17 protein-coding genes are annotated in these 15,841 nt (G+C 66.3%); 6 read left to right on the top strand and 11 right to left on the bottom strand.

Translation table 11 applies throughout. From position 1 onward, the window contains the following. Positions 1 to 104: 104 nt before the first annotated feature. Entirely contained in the window at positions 105 to 2,768 is a 2,664-nt protein-coding gene (gene mdeB / locus FOB72_RS20600; protein ID WP_150374575.1) for an alpha-ketoglutarate dehydrogenase, read from the top strand. Positions 2,769 to 2,778: 10 nt separating this feature from the next. On the opposite strand, the gene FOB72_RS20605 is transcribed toward mdeB, so the two are convergent. Together FOB72_RS20605 and FOB72_RS20610 are read right to left on the bottom strand one after the other, a co-directional pair. Continuing rightward, a complete protein-coding gene (locus FOB72_RS20605; protein ID WP_150374576.1) occupies positions 2,779 to 3,954 on the bottom strand; it encodes a type IV toxin-antitoxin system AbiEi family antitoxin in 1,176 nt (391 codons plus the stop codon). 150 nt (positions 3,955 to 4,104) lie between these two features. Further along, positions 4,105 to 4,581, bottom strand: coding sequence for an MEKHLA domain-containing protein (locus tag FOB72_RS20610; protein WP_150374577.1), 477 nt, complete (start codon positions 4,579 to 4,581; stop codon positions 4,105 to 4,107). A gap of 162 nt (positions 4,582 to 4,743) precedes the next feature. Between FOB72_RS20610 and FOB72_RS32250 the strand changes: the two genes are divergently transcribed. Then, the gene (locus FOB72_RS32250; protein ID WP_191002364.1) at positions 4,744 to 4,947 is read left to right on the top strand and encodes a DUF2188 domain-containing protein; all 204 of its coding nucleotides are present in this window, start codon (positions 4,744 to 4,746) and stop codon (positions 4,945 to 4,947) included. 42 nt (positions 4,948 to 4,989) lie between these two features. Here FOB72_RS32250 and FOB72_RS20620 read toward each other — a convergent pair whose 3' ends face one another. Then, positions 4,990 to 5,244, bottom strand: a complete 255-nt coding sequence (locus FOB72_RS20620) for a hypothetical protein (protein WP_150374579.1) — start codon at positions 5,242 to 5,244, stop codon at positions 4,990 to 4,992. A 118-nt stretch (positions 5,245 to 5,362) separates the two neighbouring features. Continuing rightward, complete coding sequence (locus FOB72_RS32650; RefSeq protein ID WP_223851724.1) at positions 5,363 to 6,856, bottom strand: BON domain-containing protein; 1,494 nt, start codon at positions 6,854 to 6,856, stop codon at positions 5,363 to 5,365. Positions 6,857 to 7,157: 301 nt separating this feature from the next. Between FOB72_RS32650 and FOB72_RS20630 the strand changes: the two genes are divergently transcribed. From FOB72_RS20630 to FOB72_RS20640, 3 genes are all read left to right on the top strand, one after another. Continuing rightward, positions 7,158 to 7,502, top strand: coding sequence for a hypothetical protein (locus tag FOB72_RS20630; protein WP_150374580.1), 345 nt, complete (start codon positions 7,158 to 7,160; stop codon positions 7,500 to 7,502). A gap of 161 nt (positions 7,503 to 7,663) precedes the next feature. Then, the gene (locus tag FOB72_RS20635) at positions 7,664 to 8,113 is read left to right on the top strand and encodes a host attachment protein (RefSeq protein ID WP_150374581.1); all 450 of its coding nucleotides are present in this window, start codon (positions 7,664 to 7,666) and stop codon (positions 8,111 to 8,113) included. Positions 8,114 to 8,189: 76 nt separating this feature from the next. Then, positions 8,190 to 8,714, top strand: a complete 525-nt coding sequence (locus FOB72_RS20640; RefSeq protein ID WP_191002365.1) for a hypothetical protein — start codon at positions 8,190 to 8,192, stop codon at positions 8,712 to 8,714. A 28-nt stretch (positions 8,715 to 8,742) separates the two neighbouring features. Here FOB72_RS20640 and FOB72_RS20645 read toward each other — a convergent pair whose 3' ends face one another. Then, positions 8,743 to 9,255 (bottom strand): malto-oligosyltrehalose synthase, encoded by a 513-nt coding sequence (locus tag FOB72_RS20645; protein WP_150374582.1) that lies wholly within the window; start codon positions 9,253 to 9,255, stop codon positions 8,743 to 8,745. Positions 9,256 to 9,478: 223 nt separating this feature from the next. Here FOB72_RS20645 and FOB72_RS20650 point away from each other — a divergent pair, with 223 nt between their 5' ends. After that, a complete protein-coding gene (locus FOB72_RS20650; protein WP_150374583.1) occupies positions 9,479 to 9,784 on the top strand; it encodes a hypothetical protein in 306 nt (101 codons plus the stop codon). 76 nt (positions 9,785 to 9,860) lie between these two features. On the opposite strand, the gene FOB72_RS20655 is transcribed toward FOB72_RS20650, so the two are convergent. The 6 genes from FOB72_RS20655 to FOB72_RS20680 all read right to left on the bottom strand — a co-directional run bounded on the left by FOB72_RS20655 (position 9,861) and on the right by FOB72_RS20680 (position 15,820). Then, positions 9,861 to 10,571 carry a BON domain-containing protein gene (locus FOB72_RS20655; protein ID WP_223851725.1) on the bottom strand — a complete coding sequence of 237 codons (711 nt, stop codon included), beginning with the start codon at positions 10,569 to 10,571 and terminating at the stop codon, positions 9,861 to 9,863. A 137-nt stretch (positions 10,572 to 10,708) separates the two neighbouring features. Continuing rightward, positions 10,709 to 12,073, bottom strand: coding sequence for an MFS transporter (locus FOB72_RS20660; RefSeq protein WP_150374584.1), 1,365 nt, complete (start codon positions 12,071 to 12,073; stop codon positions 10,709 to 10,711). 198 nt (positions 12,074 to 12,271) lie between these two features. Next, positions 12,272 to 13,162 (bottom strand): LysR family transcriptional regulator, encoded by an 891-nt coding sequence (locus tag FOB72_RS20665; protein WP_150374585.1) that lies wholly within the window; start codon positions 13,160 to 13,162, stop codon positions 12,272 to 12,274. Positions 13,163 to 13,202: 40 nt separating this feature from the next. Beyond that, entirely contained in the window at positions 13,203 to 13,640 is a 438-nt protein-coding gene (locus tag FOB72_RS20670; RefSeq protein WP_150374586.1) for a short-chain fatty acid transporter, read from the bottom strand. 95 nt (positions 13,641 to 13,735) lie between these two features. Beyond that, the gene (locus FOB72_RS20675) at positions 13,736 to 14,236 is read right to left on the bottom strand and encodes a winged helix-turn-helix transcriptional regulator (protein WP_150374587.1); all 501 of its coding nucleotides are present in this window, start codon (positions 14,234 to 14,236) and stop codon (positions 13,736 to 13,738) included. 75 nt (positions 14,237 to 14,311) lie between these two features. Then, positions 14,312 to 15,820, bottom strand: coding sequence for a DHA2 family efflux MFS transporter permease subunit (locus FOB72_RS20680; RefSeq protein WP_411859894.1), 1,509 nt, complete (start codon positions 15,818 to 15,820; stop codon positions 14,312 to 14,314). Between the last annotated feature and the right edge of the window lie 21 nt (positions 15,821 to 15,841).

Raw genomic sequence — 15,841 nt, forward strand, 5'->3', positions numbered from 1 at the left:
ATGCTGGAAACAGGTAACGTCCCAGACTAAAGCGGCAGTTTCTGCCGGCCATGCTTGCCTAGAATCGTCTCCACGACCAATGCATTCGAAAACAGGAGACAGGCATGGGCCATGCCGACCAGTTCGGGCTGCTGAAGCTTGACGATATCGATCCGCAGGAAACCCGCGAGTGGACCGACGCGCTCAGCGGCGTCGTGGATCATGCCGGTCCGCAACGCGCGGACTATCTGCTGGAAAAGCTCGGCGAGCATGCGAGCCACCTCGGGCTCGGCAAGCGCCCGCACCCCTACTCCGCGTACCAGAACACCATCGCCGCCCACGCGCAGCCCCCGTATCCCGGCAACCGCGCGATCGAGGAGCGCCTGACCGCGATCCTGCGCTGGAACGCGCTCGCCATGGTCGTGCGCGCGAACAAGGCATACGGCGAGCTCGGTGGCCATCTGGCCAGCTATGCGTCGGCGGCGGAGATCTTCGAAGTCGGCTTTCACCATTTCTTCCGCGCGGATAGCGCCGATCGCAAAGGCGACCTCGTGTTCTTCCAGCCGCATTCGGCGCCCGGCGTCTATGCGCGCGCGTTTCTCGAAGGCCGCCTGACCGAGGACCAGCTCGGCCGCTACCGGCAGGAGGTCGATGGCGGTGGCCTGTGCTCCTATCCGCATCCCTGGCTGATGCCGGAGTTCTGGCAGTTTCCGACGGGCTCGATGGGCATCGGCCCGATCAGCGCGATCTACCAGGCGCGCTTCCTGCGCTACCTCGAGCACCGCGGCCTCGCGCAGACCGCGGGCCGGCGCGTCTGGGGCGTGTTCGGCGACGGCGAGATGGACGAACCCGAGTCGCTGGCCGCGCTGTCGCTGGCCGCGCGCGAAAAGCTCGACAACCTCACGTTCGTCATCAACTGCAACCTGCAACGGCTCGATGGCCCCGTGCGCGGCAATGGCCAGGTCATCAACGAACTGGAGGCGTTGTTCTCGGGCGCCGGATGGAACGTCGTCAAGGTCATCTGGGGTTCCGAGTGGGACGCGCTGTTCGCGCGTGACAAGCATCACGCGTTGCTCAAGCGGTTCGCGGCGATGGTCGATGGCGAGTATCAGACGCTCGGTGCGAAGGATGGCGACTACAACCTGTCGCGCTTCTTCCATCAGGATCCCGAGCTCAAGGCCCTTGTCGCGGGCATGAGCGCGGCCGATATCGACGGCCTGCGCCGTGGCGGCCACGACTTCCGCAAGCTGCATGCCGCATTCCAGGCGGCCGCCGAGCATCCGGACCGGCCCACGGTCATCCTTGCCAAGACCAAGAAGGGGTATGGCATGGGCGATGCGGGCGAGTCCCGCATGACCGCGCACCAGCAGAAGAAGCTCGATATCGACGCGCTGCGCGCGTTCCGCCAGCGTTTCTCGCTGCCGATCGACGATGCCGCGCTGGAATCGATGTCGTTCTACAAGCCGGCCGAAGACAGCCCCGAGATGATCTATCTGCGCGAGCGCCGCGCCGCGCTGGGCGGGTATCTGCCGCGCCGCGCAACCACGGCGCCGAAGCTCGCGGTGCCGCCGCTCGAGCAGTATGGGCGCTTTGCGCTCGAACCCGACGATCGCGAGGTCTCGACGACGACCGGTGTAGTGCGGCTGTTCACGAACCTGATCAAGGACCGCACGGTGGGCCCGCGCGTGGTGCCGATCGTCGCCGACGAGGCGCGTACGTTCGGGATGGCCAACCTGTTCCGCCAGATCGGTATCTATTCGCCGCTGGGCCAGCTTTACGAGCCCGAGGACGCGGGTTCGATGCTGTATTACAAGGAATGCCGCGACGGCCAGTTGCTCGAGGAAGGCATTACCGAAGCCGGTGCCATGGCGTCATGGACCGCGGCTGCCACGTCCTATAGCGTGAACGGCGAGCCGATGCTGCCGTTCTACATCTATTACTCGATGTTCGGCTTCCAGCGCGTGGGCGACATGATCTGGGCGGCTGCCGACCAGCGCGCGCGCGGGTTCCTGATCGGCGCAACCGCGGGCCGGACCACGCTCTCCGGCGAGGGGCTCCAGCATCAGGATGGCACGAGCCAGCTGGTGGCGGCCACGGTGCCGAACTGCCGTGCCTACGATCCGGCCTTTATCAGCGAGGCGGCCGTGATCATCGATCATGGCGCACGGGCGATGCTCGACGAACAGCGCGACGAGTTCTACTACATCACGGTCAACAACGAAAACTATGCACAGGCGCCGCTGCCCGCTTCGGCGCACGGCGACGTGATTCGCGGCATGTATCGCTTTGGCGAGCGCGGTACCGATACGGGCGACCGCGCACGCGTGCGGCTGCTTGGGTCGGGCCCGATCCTGCGCGAGGTCATCGCCGCGGCGGAGTTGCTGGCCAGGGACTGGAACGTGCGCAGCGAGATCTGGAGTGTGACGAGCTTTCCCGAGCTTGCGCGCGATGCGCGCGAATGCGAGCGGCAGCAGCTGTTTGGGGGCAAGGCCGATGCGCGCAGCCATGTGGCGCAATGCCTCGACGGCGATGCACCGGTCGTGGCGGCCACGGACTATGTGCGGGCCTACGCGCAACTGATCGCGCCGTATGTGTCCGCGCGCTATATCGCGCTCGGCACGGACGGCTTTGGGCGCAGCGACACGCGCGGCGCGCTGCGGCGATTCTTCGGGATCGATCGCCACCATATCGTGGCGAGCGCATTGCAGTCGATCGACCCGGCACTGCATGCGCGCGCGCTCGAGCAATACGGGCTGCGCGCCGACATGGCCGCGGCATGGGAGCGCTGAGCGGGATCGGTCAAAACCGATCGAGCGCGTCGCGGATGACGGTCTTGCGCAGCTCCGCGGCCACGTCGAGATTCCGTGGCTGCAGCGACGCCATCAGGTCGGCATAGACCAGCACAGGCGGCGCAAGCCCCGGCCGTGCGGGATCCTCGATCGATGGATCCCAGAACGCGTCGAGGATCTCGATGGGCCCGTTCGGTTGCGGCTTGAGCCGATACCGCGACGCGAGCGTCTGGATCCCCTGCCCCATGCGCGCGGGCGCCATATAGATCGTCTGCGGCGCTCCGGCCAGATCGGCCGCGGCCCCCATGGCCAGCGCGGCCACCTCCCCGCCCCAGCACGCGTCCAGCGCCGCGAGCTCCTCCGGCCGCAGTGCCCGCCACCAGTCGTCCCCAGGCGCCGCAAAACGCCGCGGCTGCAGCCTCGGACGCAGGATGGTCGGATAATTGGCCACCCATTCGTCCAGCAGCCGGTCCGGCGCCGTCAGCCGGCGTTTCTCCTCGGTATGCGCCTCCGTACGCGCCTCCGTACGCGCCTCCGGTCGGGCCTCGGCCCCCTCCGGGTTCGCTTCCGTGCGCGTCTCCAGCAGCCACCCGCGCGCGGCCAGCCCGTTGAACACGGCCCCGACGGAACCGAGCGCAATCCCGCTCAGATGTGCAATCTCGCGATACGTCGCCTGCAGCAGCGCCGGCCGGCACAGCAACGCGAAGACCATGCGCTGGGAACTGGGATTCCCCGTGGTCCGTATCGGCGGGCGCACCAGACTGCCCGGCGGCGTCTGCCCGCAGACGAACACGAACATCCCGGCGGCATCGAGATACGCATTGCCAGCCGTATCGATGAACTGAAGCCCCATTTCCCGGCATTGCCCGGCCAGTGCCGGCGTCAGATAGGTGGTGATGAGCAGGCCGGCATCGTGGCCGGTGCCCGTACCCCGATGGCCCACGAGTTGCGCGTGCACGACCGACAGATCGGCCGACGTGCGCACGGCGCGCCGGCACACGACGGCCAGTCGAAGCGACACGTCGCCGTGCCGCAGCCCCACCGCGGCGGCCGAAGCAACCGACTCCGCACCCTCGCCGCGGCTCGCACGGCGAATCCGCCGGACACGGCCCTGGATGCCCGTCATCCGGTACAGCGCGGCCAGCGCCGCCTCCACCCAATCGATGTCGCCTGTGTTCTGCTCCATGGTTGCTCCAGCAGACTCTGTCGCCTGCCGGAAATCATGGCTCAAACCGTCTCAGTGTTCAACATTTACGCGTGTTCATGTTTCATGAACAACGAAAATTCCTGAACGAGTCGAGGCTGGGAGACATTTCCGGACCCGCCAGACCGGCGCTTACTCGTCGATTTCCGACGTACGCGGAATAATCACGGCCTGACCATGGACCTGACCGTCGGCATCGACCAATTGCCAGAGCGTGGCCTCCTCGATCATAAAGCGCTTGCCCGCCTTGGTAATCCGCACACCCTTGTAGCCGGCCTCATACCCGAGCGCCTGCACGCGTTCGAGAAACCGCTGCCGCTCCTCGCGATTGGGCGCTTCGGCCGACAGCCGCGACGGCAGCCGGGTAAGCTCGTCCCAGTCGTAGCCGAAACGTTCCTGCGCGGCACGGTTGCCGTACAGGAAGACCGGATCGGGCGCCGTGTTGTGGGCCAGAATGCCAAACGGCGCCTCGGCATAGAGCCACGCCGCGGCTTCGGCCGCGTTCAGATGGACCGGCACCAGGGGCTTGCCCAGCAGGCGCGCGTAGCTTTCGGTCAGCAGACGGTGGAAATCGAGGTTCTGGTAAAGCGGAAGGGACGACGAAGACATGGGATAAGGCTCGCAACGGAAGCCCATACCATAACAAATCCGCGCAAGCGCGCCACACTGACGCCACTGTCAGACAAACGCCTATCCCAAGACCACCGTGCCTTGCCTAAAAATCCGTTATGGCCCCCAATGAGGCGGCCCCCAGAAGAAAGGAGCGGAACTATGGCCAGGAACTATCAGGTCGTCTTCAATGACGGCTACTGGGATTTGCGCGTGGACGGCGTGCCCCGGGCAATCAGCCGTCACAAATCGCGCGAGGAGGCCATTCGCGTCGGAACCGCCGCCGCCGAGCGCCTCAAGGTGGAACTCACCGTCGAAGCCGACGACGACGGCGCGGTGCCGGACCCGACGCTCGCGGCCGCATGACGAAACCGGGCGCACGCGCTCGCGTGATCGCCCCTGTTCCCCTTACGAATTGTTCTCCACCGGCGGCGCATCGGGATCCCGGCTTCCCGGATCCCGCAGGTCGCGCTCGCCGACACCGGGCGTTATCTCGCCCTTCGAACGGTTCTCCTTGATTTCGCCGTGCCCCTCCCGCTGCCGCTCGCTGGCCGCGCTCGAAGCGTTTGGCGATCCCTCCGCCGATCCGTTCTGAAGGTCATCGTGCGCGCGCCGTCGATCGCGATTGCGGCGCCTGCGGGTACCTGCGTATGCGAAAGGCATGACGTCTCCCTGATGGGTGGTGTTGTATCGATGGAGAAAGCACGACCCCATCCCGTGCCGAAGCCGGGAGGGATCGCAAGGCTCAGGTAGCCACTCAGGTAGCCACTGGGGTCGCCACTCAGGTCGCCGACTTTGTCGGGGTCGTCGTGCCCTGGTGGGGATCGGTACCGGCCGCAGGCTTGCCGCTGCTCGTGCCAGCCTCGACCCCGCCGCCATAGCTGCTGGCCGTCGTGCCCGTCGCGCTGCCCGAACTGCTGACACCGCTGACGCGGCTCTGGCCCTGCGGCTGCACCTGCCCGCGCTGACCGCCCTCTTCGCGCTGCACGCGCAACAGGTTCTGCACGTCCTTTACGCCGAACACATCGTCGGCGATATCCTCGATGCGGTACTTCTGGTTGCGGTCCGGCACGGTGCCCGTCAGCGTCACGACACCGCTCGAAACATTGACCTCCACGTCGTGGACGTCGAGGCGGCTGCTATGCGTGAGCCGTTCGCAGAGATCCTCGCGCACGCGTTCGTCGGAGCGTTGATAGCCCTTCGGTGGCACGCGCTGCGCACGCGCCACGGCCGAGCCACCAGCGCCTCCATAACCGCGATTCATTCCGCTGCGTTCGTTGGCGCCCGTGAACTGCACGTAGGCGCGATCGTCGTCGCGGCCGTAATCGCCGCGGTAGCCGCCACTGTAGCCACCGCTGGTGCCGCCGCCCGAGCCACGGCCATAGGCGCTGCGCCGGCTTTCGCTGCCGTAGCCCTGCCCGTAGCCGCGTCCGTACCCCTGACCCGTGCGCTGCTGGCCGCGCTGGCCGCCCGTGCCCCACGTGCGGTCCTGCTCGAAACTGCTGCCATAGTCGCTACCATAGTCGCTACCGTAATCGCTGACACCGTACCCGCCACGATAGTGGGTGCGCATATCGGGCGACTCGCCACGGTTACGCTCCGGCCACTGACCCCCTTGCCCGCTTTCCCATCCGCCTTGCCGGCCTCGCTGGCCTTCCATGCCACGGCCACTCGTGCGCTGGCCGCCCTCATTCCACGCTTCGCGACCCTGACCCCATTCGTCCCGCAGGCTGCCGCGCTGGCTGCTCCATTCGCTGCCCTGGCCGCCGCTATGGCCCGACGAGCTCGCATAGCGCTGGCGCTGGTCTTCGCCCTGATGCCACTCGCCCCAACGCTGGCGCCCGTCTTCCCCACGCTCGCCGCGCTCACCGCGGCCCTGCGCTTCGTCGTACTGGCCGTAGCGGCCTTCGCCATAACCCTGCGTGCCGCGGCGATTCTGCTCCATGCGGCGCGCATCGCCGCCGTAGCCCGTGCGCTCGCCGTATGCATGTTCGAGCTCGTTGCCGTAACGTGCACCGGTATCCTCGCGCTGGCTCGTGTCCCAGTCGGACCCCGAGCCCTGCTGACGCGAACCGCCCTGCCAGTCGCTGCCGCTACCGGGCTGGCTCTGCGATAGCCATCCGCCGCTATCCTGCTGTTGCTGCCGTTGCCACGCGCTGCTGCCGCCTTGTTGGGGCGACTGTTGTTGGCGGCCCTCGCGCGACGATTCGTTGGTGTTGCGATCGTCATCGCGATCGCTGCCGTATCCACTACCGCGGTTGTTACCTTGGTTCATAAGAGTCTCCGGTGGTGACGTCGGTCGGAACATCCGTCCCGGTAGCGAACGCAAGTTCCATACCCCACGCCTCGGCGTTCCCCACGCGTCGTAGCGTCCTCAAACGCGCCCCCTTTTCCCTCCGCTGCCCCCCGCGTTTTTACATCTCCATATAAAACCTGCATGCCTTGCACGCCGCGCGCACACCTGTAGTCAGCGTCCTACATGCGTTTCAGGCATCGCCCTCGTGATCGCTCATGGGTGTGGCGCATATCGTGGAATCACTGCCAGCACGCATGTTCAACGAAATGAGGAGATCACCATGAAACGTACGCTCGCCACCACGGCTCTGGCCGTCAGCGCCCTGTTCTGCCTGCCGGCTCTTGCACAGCAGCAGCCCCCCTCGCGGACTTCCCCGATGCCGAGCAACCCGCCGGTGGAAGGGCCGGGCGCCAACCGCGGCACCAACGCCGGCATTCCGGGCAACCAGAACGACTCGACGAACATGACCATGCAGCAGCAACAGCGCGATACCCAAGGCAAGTCCAAAAATACGGGCGATCGCGCCAAGAAGCCTCGTCAGCAGGACGCACCGGCCTATTCCACCGCCGATGCGCCGTCGGGTCCCAAGGGCGATTCGCCCGATCCGGCACCGAAGAACAAGTAAGGACGAGCAAGCGACACCATCACCCCCGTAGCGTCGGCATCTTCATGTGCCGCTCCCTGGCCCGCCCCGCGCGGGCCTTTTTTTCGTCTGGCATGTCTCGCCGCGGGCACACGGCACACGAATTGCTCCACACACATCGATGCCCACCCCATGGAGACGATATGAAGACAACCTGGGTCCTCGTCGCAGACGAGGCCATCGCACGCATCCTCGCGTACGGAAAGTCCAGAACGCTCGAACCGGTGGAAGAACTGACCGATCCCGATGCCCACGCCGATGGCGCCGAAATGCGCCGCGATGCCGTGGGACGACGTGCCGCGGGCGGGGGACAAGGCAGCGCGCCCGCCGGCGCCACGGCCTCCGCCAGCGACGACCAGTTGCATCAGCACGCCGAAGTGTTCGCGCGGCGCGTGGCCGATGTTCTGGGCAAGGCACGGCAACAGGGACGCATGGATGCGCTGGTCATCGTCGCGCCGCCCCGCTTTCTGGGCCTGCTGCGCAAGGCATTGCCCAAGTCCGCCACCGACATCGTGCAGGCGGAGCTGGACAAGGACTTCGTGCACTTCACCAACGACGACATTCGCTCTCGCCTTGGCGAATATCTGAAATAAATAAAAAGATCGTCTGCCGCGACAGGCAGGCGATCTTTGTCACCTACATTTAAAGTTCGCGAATCCGGAGACCCTCATGGACGCATTGAGTCACTCGCTGACGCGATTGAGCCGTCATGCACAGGCCTGCGCGGAGGCACTCTCCGCGGCGGCGGCCGCGGCATCGGATCCGCAGGCGCGCGCCGTGCTCGCGCACCGCGCCAATATGCAGCGATGCGCGGCCGGAGAGCTCGCGACGCGTGCCTGCGCGTATCGCGACGCGACGCCCACGGAAGACGAGCCGTCGCCACGCCGACGCGATGTCGCGCTGACACCGCCCGCCGACAACAGCGAACTTGCGCGGCTACGTCATGCGGCCCAACTGGTAGGACGCGCGGCGGCCGCTTATGGCAGCGTGCTGCGCGAGCCGCTGCCCGACCCCGAGTTGCGATTGCTGCTGGCCCACTACTATCGCAGCGCAACGGAACTGCAGCGGCTGCTGGAGACGCGCGTGGCGGAGTTCAAAACGGCACGTTCGTCAGGCCCTTCCACGGCTTCCACGGGTCAGTCTGGCAGCAACGCCCGTCGCGGCGCCCCGTCACCCGAACTCACGCACCGCTAGCCGTTCGCTACGGTCACGTTCGCTGCGGTCACGCCTGACGCTGGGCGGTCAGTTCCATCTGGGGCTGATACGGCCGGATGACGAGCGCCACGAAGTCTTCATCGGTGGGCGCGACCACGGCGTAGACGAGCCCCGACATCACCAGCGCCACGTCGGTGAGTTGCGCGGCGATGCGCGCCGCGATGAAATGCTGGAGCAGATCGGGATCCGCCGATTCGTCAACGGCACGCGCGGTCGTGGAAATCGTCTCCAGGCAATGCTCCACGGCCTGACACACCACGACGATCTCGTCGAGCGCATGACCGGTGTCCGCGGCGCGCACCAGCACCGATACGCCCGTGCTCGGCATCGCGCGATGCCAGCCCGCCTTCATCCGGAACTCGGGCAGTTTGAGGCCCGCGCCATCCTTTTGCGCAATCGCGTTGAACTGCTGGACGAAGTCGCGTGGGCTGATCGACAGCGGCTGCTTCTCCACGGGCGTGGAGGACACCGCCACCGACGACGCGAGGCATAACGTGACGAAGATACTGGACAGATTCATCGCGCCACTCCTTCGCCTCGTTCGCTTCGCCTCGTTCGCTTCGCCTGGTTCGCTTCGCCTTGTTCGATCCCTCGAATCGATCATAGGCCCCATTGCGCTTAAGTGGAAACCCTGATCGGCGTACCGCGGTCTATCTTGGATGAGGAAGACCTGCCATTCCGCGTGGCATGCAACTTGCCGCGTCGTCATCAGATCCACGACAGCAGCGACAAAGGAGAGCGCCATGAGCAAGCATCGACGTCACGATCCCGCCACCGACGATACCGGAGCCAGCGATCCGGAAAGCATCCCGAGCACGCTCGACCCGCGCCTCGATACCGACGCGTTCGACCTCGAGGATGAACTCGACGAGATCGATCGCGAGAACCACGATCCCGTCGAGCAGGACAACCCCGAAGACGAGATCTTCGCGGACGTGCAGCGCGCCGCCGAGGCGATGCCCGCCGATACGCCGGCCGACCGCGCCGATCAGACCGACAAACGCATGGAGAGACCGCCGCGCCCCGACCTGGACCCCGACGACGAATAAACGCGCAAAGACAAAAACGGCCCTCCGGTGAGGGCCGCCTGCGAGCGACTGTACCAACGCCGTGTGTGGGGCAGCCCTATTCCGAGGCCAGCACACCGTATGGCCGCACATGCAGCCGATTGACGACGTCCGACACGCCGAAGGTGTCATCGACGATGTCCTCGATCTCGTACTTCATGCGGCGGTCGGTGACGTGCCCCTCGAGCGTGACCACACCGGACTGGACCTCCACCGTGACTTCACTCACATCGAGGTGATCGCGGTGGGCGAGCCGTTCGCAAACGGCTTCGCGCAGGCGATCGTCGCTGCGCACGTAATTCTTGGGTCCCACACGCCGCATGCCCGCGCGGCCCAGCGTGGGCCCCGCATACTGGCTGCGTGCCGCTTCCTCGTCCTCACGTGTGTCGCGTGTGTCGCGTGGGTCGCGACGATAATCGGCGGGGCCTGCGTCCGCACGGCTTGCATACTGTCGCGACGCATAGCCGAGTTCCCACTCCTGGCGGCCGCCGCTGCCGGCGGCACCGGGCGCCGTACGACGCATGTCGCCCTGCGAGCGCGTGCCCGCGTGATAGCCGTCCTCGTAGCCGTTGCTGTAGGCACTGACATAGCCGCGACCCTGCGGAGACTGCTGCCGCGGGTATTCGTCTTCGTGGCGGCCCGGGTAATACACCGTGCCCCCGCGACGCTGGGCAGTGGCTTCGTAACGCTGGCGTTCGCGATCGCCGAAGCTGTCGAAGCTCTCGCGATGGTTACCGTATCGGTCACGGTTTGGGTTCGATCGGTTCATGGATCTGCTCCTCCTGTTAGCGGGATGAACAGTCATGAACGGCAAGTTTCGTACCGGCGCGCCACGCTATTCGCGGCGGCGCATGCGCCACCGGGACGCATGCAGTTTCTACACAGGTTGCGTGCAAACGCGTGACGCTACTTGCTTGCGGTCTGCACCGCGCCGCCCTCGCCCTCGTCCGTGATCAGCCGCAAACCGCTGGCGATCGCCGCAACGCCGGCAAAGCCCGCGCCCAGTGCCAGCGCGAGGGTCGGGCCATGATCGCCCGCGATACCGAACGACAGCGCCACGAGACCCGCGCCCGTCGCCTGGCCGAGCAGACGCGCGGTCGCGATCACGCCGCTGGCGCCACCCGCGCGCTCGCGCGGCGCGCTCGACATCAGCGCCTTGAGGTTCGGCGACTGGAAGAACCCGAAGCCGGCGCCGCAGATCGACATGCGAATGCCGATATCGAGCGCGCTGGCATCGGCCGGCATCATCGCCAGCGAGGCCATGCCCGCGCACATGACGGCCAGGCCCACGCCGCCGAGCAGCCCGGGCGGATATTTGTCGGACATGCGGCCCGCGATCGGCGCCATCAGCGCGACCACGGCCGACCACGGTGTCATCAGGAAGCCGGTTTCCACGGGGTTGCGGCCCAGTACATGCTCGAAGTAGAACGGCAGCGAGACGAACGCGAGACCCTGCGCCGCAAACGAGCAGATGGCCGTCAGCGTGGAGAGCGCGAACATGCGGCGCTTGAACAGATCGACGGGCAGCATCGGTGCCGGATGGCCGCGCTCGCGGCGCAGCATCAGCAACAGCGCCACCACGAACACCGCGGCCGCGATGGCCACGTGTTCCGTCGGCGCGCGCTGCACGCCCTCGCCAAGCGCGAAGATCAGCGAGGCGAACGTGATGACATTGAGAATGGCCGCGACCGGATCGAAGCCATGCGTGCTGCGCGGCGTCTGCGGCAGCGACTTCCAGGCGATGCTCATCGCGAGCAGGCCGATCGGCAGGTTGACCGCGAACAGCCATTGCCACGGGCCCATCGACAGAATGATGGACGCGACCGTCGGTCCGACCGCGAACGACACGCCTACCACCAGGGCATTGAGCCCAAGTCCGCGTCCCATGCGATGCGGCGGAAAAATGGCGCCGATCAGCGCCGCATTCACACTCATGACCGCCGCCGCGCCGATGCCCTGGAGCACGCGCGCCGCGGCAAGCGACGGCAGCGACCATGCCATCGCGCATACCACGGAGGAGAGGATGAACACCACGAGGCCGGCAAGATACACGCGCCGATGGCCGACCTTGCCGCCCAGCGCGGCGAACGGCAGCAGCGTCGCGACCATGGCGAGCTGGTAGGCGTTGATGATCCACACCGACGCCGCGGGCGTGGCATGGATATCGGCCGCAATCGCAGGCAGCGCGGTGTTGGCGATGGCGGTATCGAGCGTGGCCAGCGAGACCGCGATCATGATGGCCGCCATGCCGCGCTTCTCGCGCGCGGTCATCGGCTTATCTTCGGGCGTGGGCGCTTCGGGCGCGGGCGCGGGGGTACTTGGGGGCGGGCTGGCGGTCGTCTGCACGATTTCAGGAGGCGTAGGCGGTGATGGGCACGGAAATCCGTTGTCGGGTCAACGATTCCCAAAACCGAACAATACGTGAAAAACCGCCGCCTTGCAGGGTGATCCCTACCCGTGACCCAAACCTCACGCTTTTTCCGCGAACTCCCGCGAAACCCAGTCCATAAACACCCGCACGCGCGGCGACAGCTGGCGGCTGCGCGGGTAGAGCAAGGAGACCGGCATCAGCGGCGGCGGGCACTGCGGCAGCAGCTCCACGAGTCCACCCTGCGCCAGTTCGGCCGCGACGCGATAGCGCGGCACCTGAATCATGCCGAGCCCAAGACGGCATGCGGCGGCAACGGTATCCGACCCGCTCATCGATACCGGCGCGGGCAGCATCAGCTCCCGCACCTGCCCGTTCTCCGTGAACTCGAGCGGCAGCACCCCGCCGGTGAGGCTCGACCGGAACCCGACCATGCGATGCGCCTCGAGCGCGTCGAGCGATGTCGGCAAGCCGAAGCGCGCCACGTAGTCGGGCGAGGCACATGTCACCTGCTCCAGCTGTGCCACGCGCCGCGCAATCATGTCGCTGTCCTGCGGCGTGCCCGCGCGCACCACGCAGTCGATCCCCTCGCGCACGAGATCGACGAGGCGGTCGCCCTCGCTCAGCTGCAGTTCGATGCCCGGAAAGCATTCCAGAAAAGCCGGCAGACCCGGCAGCAGGAAATGCCGCGCGAGCTGGCCATGCACGTCCACACGGAGCACGCCCTTCGGCGTTGCGCCCGCGAAGCTGGACTCGGCCTCCTCGAAATCGGCAAGCAGGCGGCGGCAGCGCTGGAAATAGGCTTCGCCGTCGAGCGTGGCACTGACATGCCGCGTGGTCCGCTGCAGCAGGCGAACGCCGAGGCGCGCCTCCAGCTGCTTGATGGCATCGGTGACGGTCGACCGTGGCAGGTCGAGGTCCTGCGCGGCCGCGGTAAAGCTGCCGCGCTCGACGATGCGCACGAACACCCGCATGGTGTCGATTCGGTCCATGCCGTGTGAAGCCTTTCGATGCCTTACGCCACGGCGTGCATCAGTACCGCATCTGCACGTCGTCGACGCGGTTGGTGCGAATGTTGTAGAGGCAGGTGTAGCGGAACGACATGGCTTCGTCGCTCGCATCGGGCTCGAACGTGCCCTCGCCGTTGACGCCCGCCTGCGTGGCGGACTGCTGATAGATGCGTTCGCGGTCCGGCATCATCATCACGCTGCCCGGTTGCGGATAGCGTGTCTTGACGGCGCTGGCGACGACCTTCTCGCACGCATTGCCGGCGGCCTCGAGCGTGGCGCGGCTCAGGCCGGCGCTGCCCGGCGGCGGCGTGATGGTGGTGGTCGATGGCGCAGGCAGCCGCTGGGGCTGCGCGGGCGCCGGGGTGTCGAAGAACGGCGTGGAGGTACAGGCGGCGAGCGTCGACAGCGTCAGCGTTGCGGCCAGGGTCCTCAGGCTTTGAGACTTAAGGTAGCGAGACATCTGGTCGTTCCAGGATCGTGGACGTAAGTCGCCCGACCCATCGACTCTATGCCAGAAATGCCTTTGGAGCAACCTGACGCCCGTTCGCAATGCGTTCAGGTGCCCGTCATATGCGTGGCCGCGGACGCAATGCGCGCGCGCGTGCGCTCGCTCGCGGCAGGGCCCGCCGCCACCACGTGACGGCCCATCTTGAGCTGCTCACCACTCGCCGCATCGACGAGCACCGGATCGACGGCCTGCCCGGTCTCGCGATCCACGAGCTGCACACTCACGCCTTCGGGCGCGAAATACCGGTTACCCCATGCGAGCATCGCGAGCAGCACGGGACGGAAGTCGCGCCCGCATTGCGTCAGCACGTACTCGTAGCGCGGCGGACGCTCCGAGTATTGGCGCTTCTCGAGCAGCCCTTCTTCCACCAGCGCGTTGAGGCGGCGCGTGAGCATGTTCGGCGCGATATCGAGATTGCGCTGGAATTCGTCGAAGCGCGTCGTGCCGTAGAACGCGTCGCGCAGGATCAGAATGCTCCACCACTCGCCCACACGCTCGAGACTGCGGGCAATGGGACATTGCATATTTCGGAATGTCTTGCGTTGCATGATGTTTGCGCTCCCCTGCGCGTCACGAACGACGCGCGCCAATCGAAAAGTTATCCCCCGATGATACCTGCCTCGTCAATGCGCATCGGCGGATGGCATCTTCGGCGGTACGACTTTCTTCATGAACGGCACGACCAGCAGCGCCAGCGCGAAGCCGATCATGATCACGAAAAAGGCATCGCTGAAGGTTTGCGTCAGCGCCTCGCGCAGCGTGAGCGCGGCCAGTTGCTTCCATGCCGCTGCCTGCGCGGCGACGGCATCGTAGCCAGCCGCGACGAAATTGCGCGCCACGCTATCCACCAGCCCCGTCATCGCCTCGTTGGTGCTGTTGAGGTGCTCGGCCAGCCGGAAATAATGGAGGTTCGTGCGGTCGTTGATGATCGTCGCGCAGGCCGCAATGCCGATGGCGCCACCGAGGTTACGCATCAGGTTGAACAGCCCCGACGCGAGCTTGAGCCGCTCCTGCGGCAGGCTGCCCAGCGTCAGGGTGACGATCGGTGCCACCGCGAACTGCTGCGCCGCGCCGCGCAGTGCCTGCGGCAGCAGCAACTCTTGCCAGCCCCAGTCGTGCGTGATCGGCGTGAAGCACCACATCGACAGCCCGAACAGGCTCAGCCCCACCACGAGCAGGATGCGCAGATCGACGCGATTGCCCAGGTACGTGTACAGCGGAATGGACGCGACCTGGAACAGCCCCGTGGAAAACACCGCGAGGCCGATCTCCAGCGCGCTGAAGCCGCGCACACGGCCCAGGAACAGCGGCGTCAGATAGATCGTCGCGAAGATGCCGATGCCCGTGATGAACGACAGCAGACAGCCGATCGCGAACGTCCGCTCCTTCAATGCGCGCAGATCGACGACGGGGTTCGCATAGGACAGCGAGCGCCACAGGAAGGCCACCCCCGAGATACCGGCGATCCACGCCGTGGCGAGAATCGTGTCGTCGCCGAACCAGTCCCACCGTGGCCCCTCTTCCAGCGTGTATTCGAGGCAGCCGAGAAACGCGGCGAGCAGGATCATGCCGAGGTAGTCGGCGCCGCGCAGCAGCTTGAGGTCGGGCTTGTCGATCTTGACGAACATCGGCACCGCGACGGCCACGAAGATGCCGGGAATCAGGTTGATGAAGAACAGCCAGTGCCACGAGAAGTTGTCGGTGATCCAGCCCCCGACGGTCGGGCCCAGCGTCGGCGCGAGCGACGAGAGGCCGCCTACCGTGGCGGCCGCGATCACGCGCTGCGGCCCCGCGAAAAAGACGAACGCGGTGGTGAACACCATCGGGATCATCGAGCCGCCGAGAAAGCCCTGCAGCGCGCGGAACGCGATCATGCTCTGGATATTCCACGCAAGGCCGCACAGCATCGAAGCAACCGTGAAACCTGCCGCGGACGCGGCAAACAGCCACCGTGTCGACATCACGCGGGCGAGCCAGCCCGAGAGCGGGATGACGACGATCTCGGCAATCAGATAGGCGGTCTGCACCCAGACCGTTTCGTCGGTACCGGCCGAGAGTCCACCGCCGATATCGCGCAGCGATGCCGAGACGATCTGGATGTCCAGCAGCGCGATGAACATGCCCACGCACATCGTCGCGAACGCGAAGATCTT

The organism is Cupriavidus pauculus (assembly GCF_008693385.1).
GTDB classification, from domain to species: domain Bacteria; phylum Pseudomonadota; class Gammaproteobacteria; order Burkholderiales; family Burkholderiaceae; genus Cupriavidus; species Cupriavidus pauculus_D.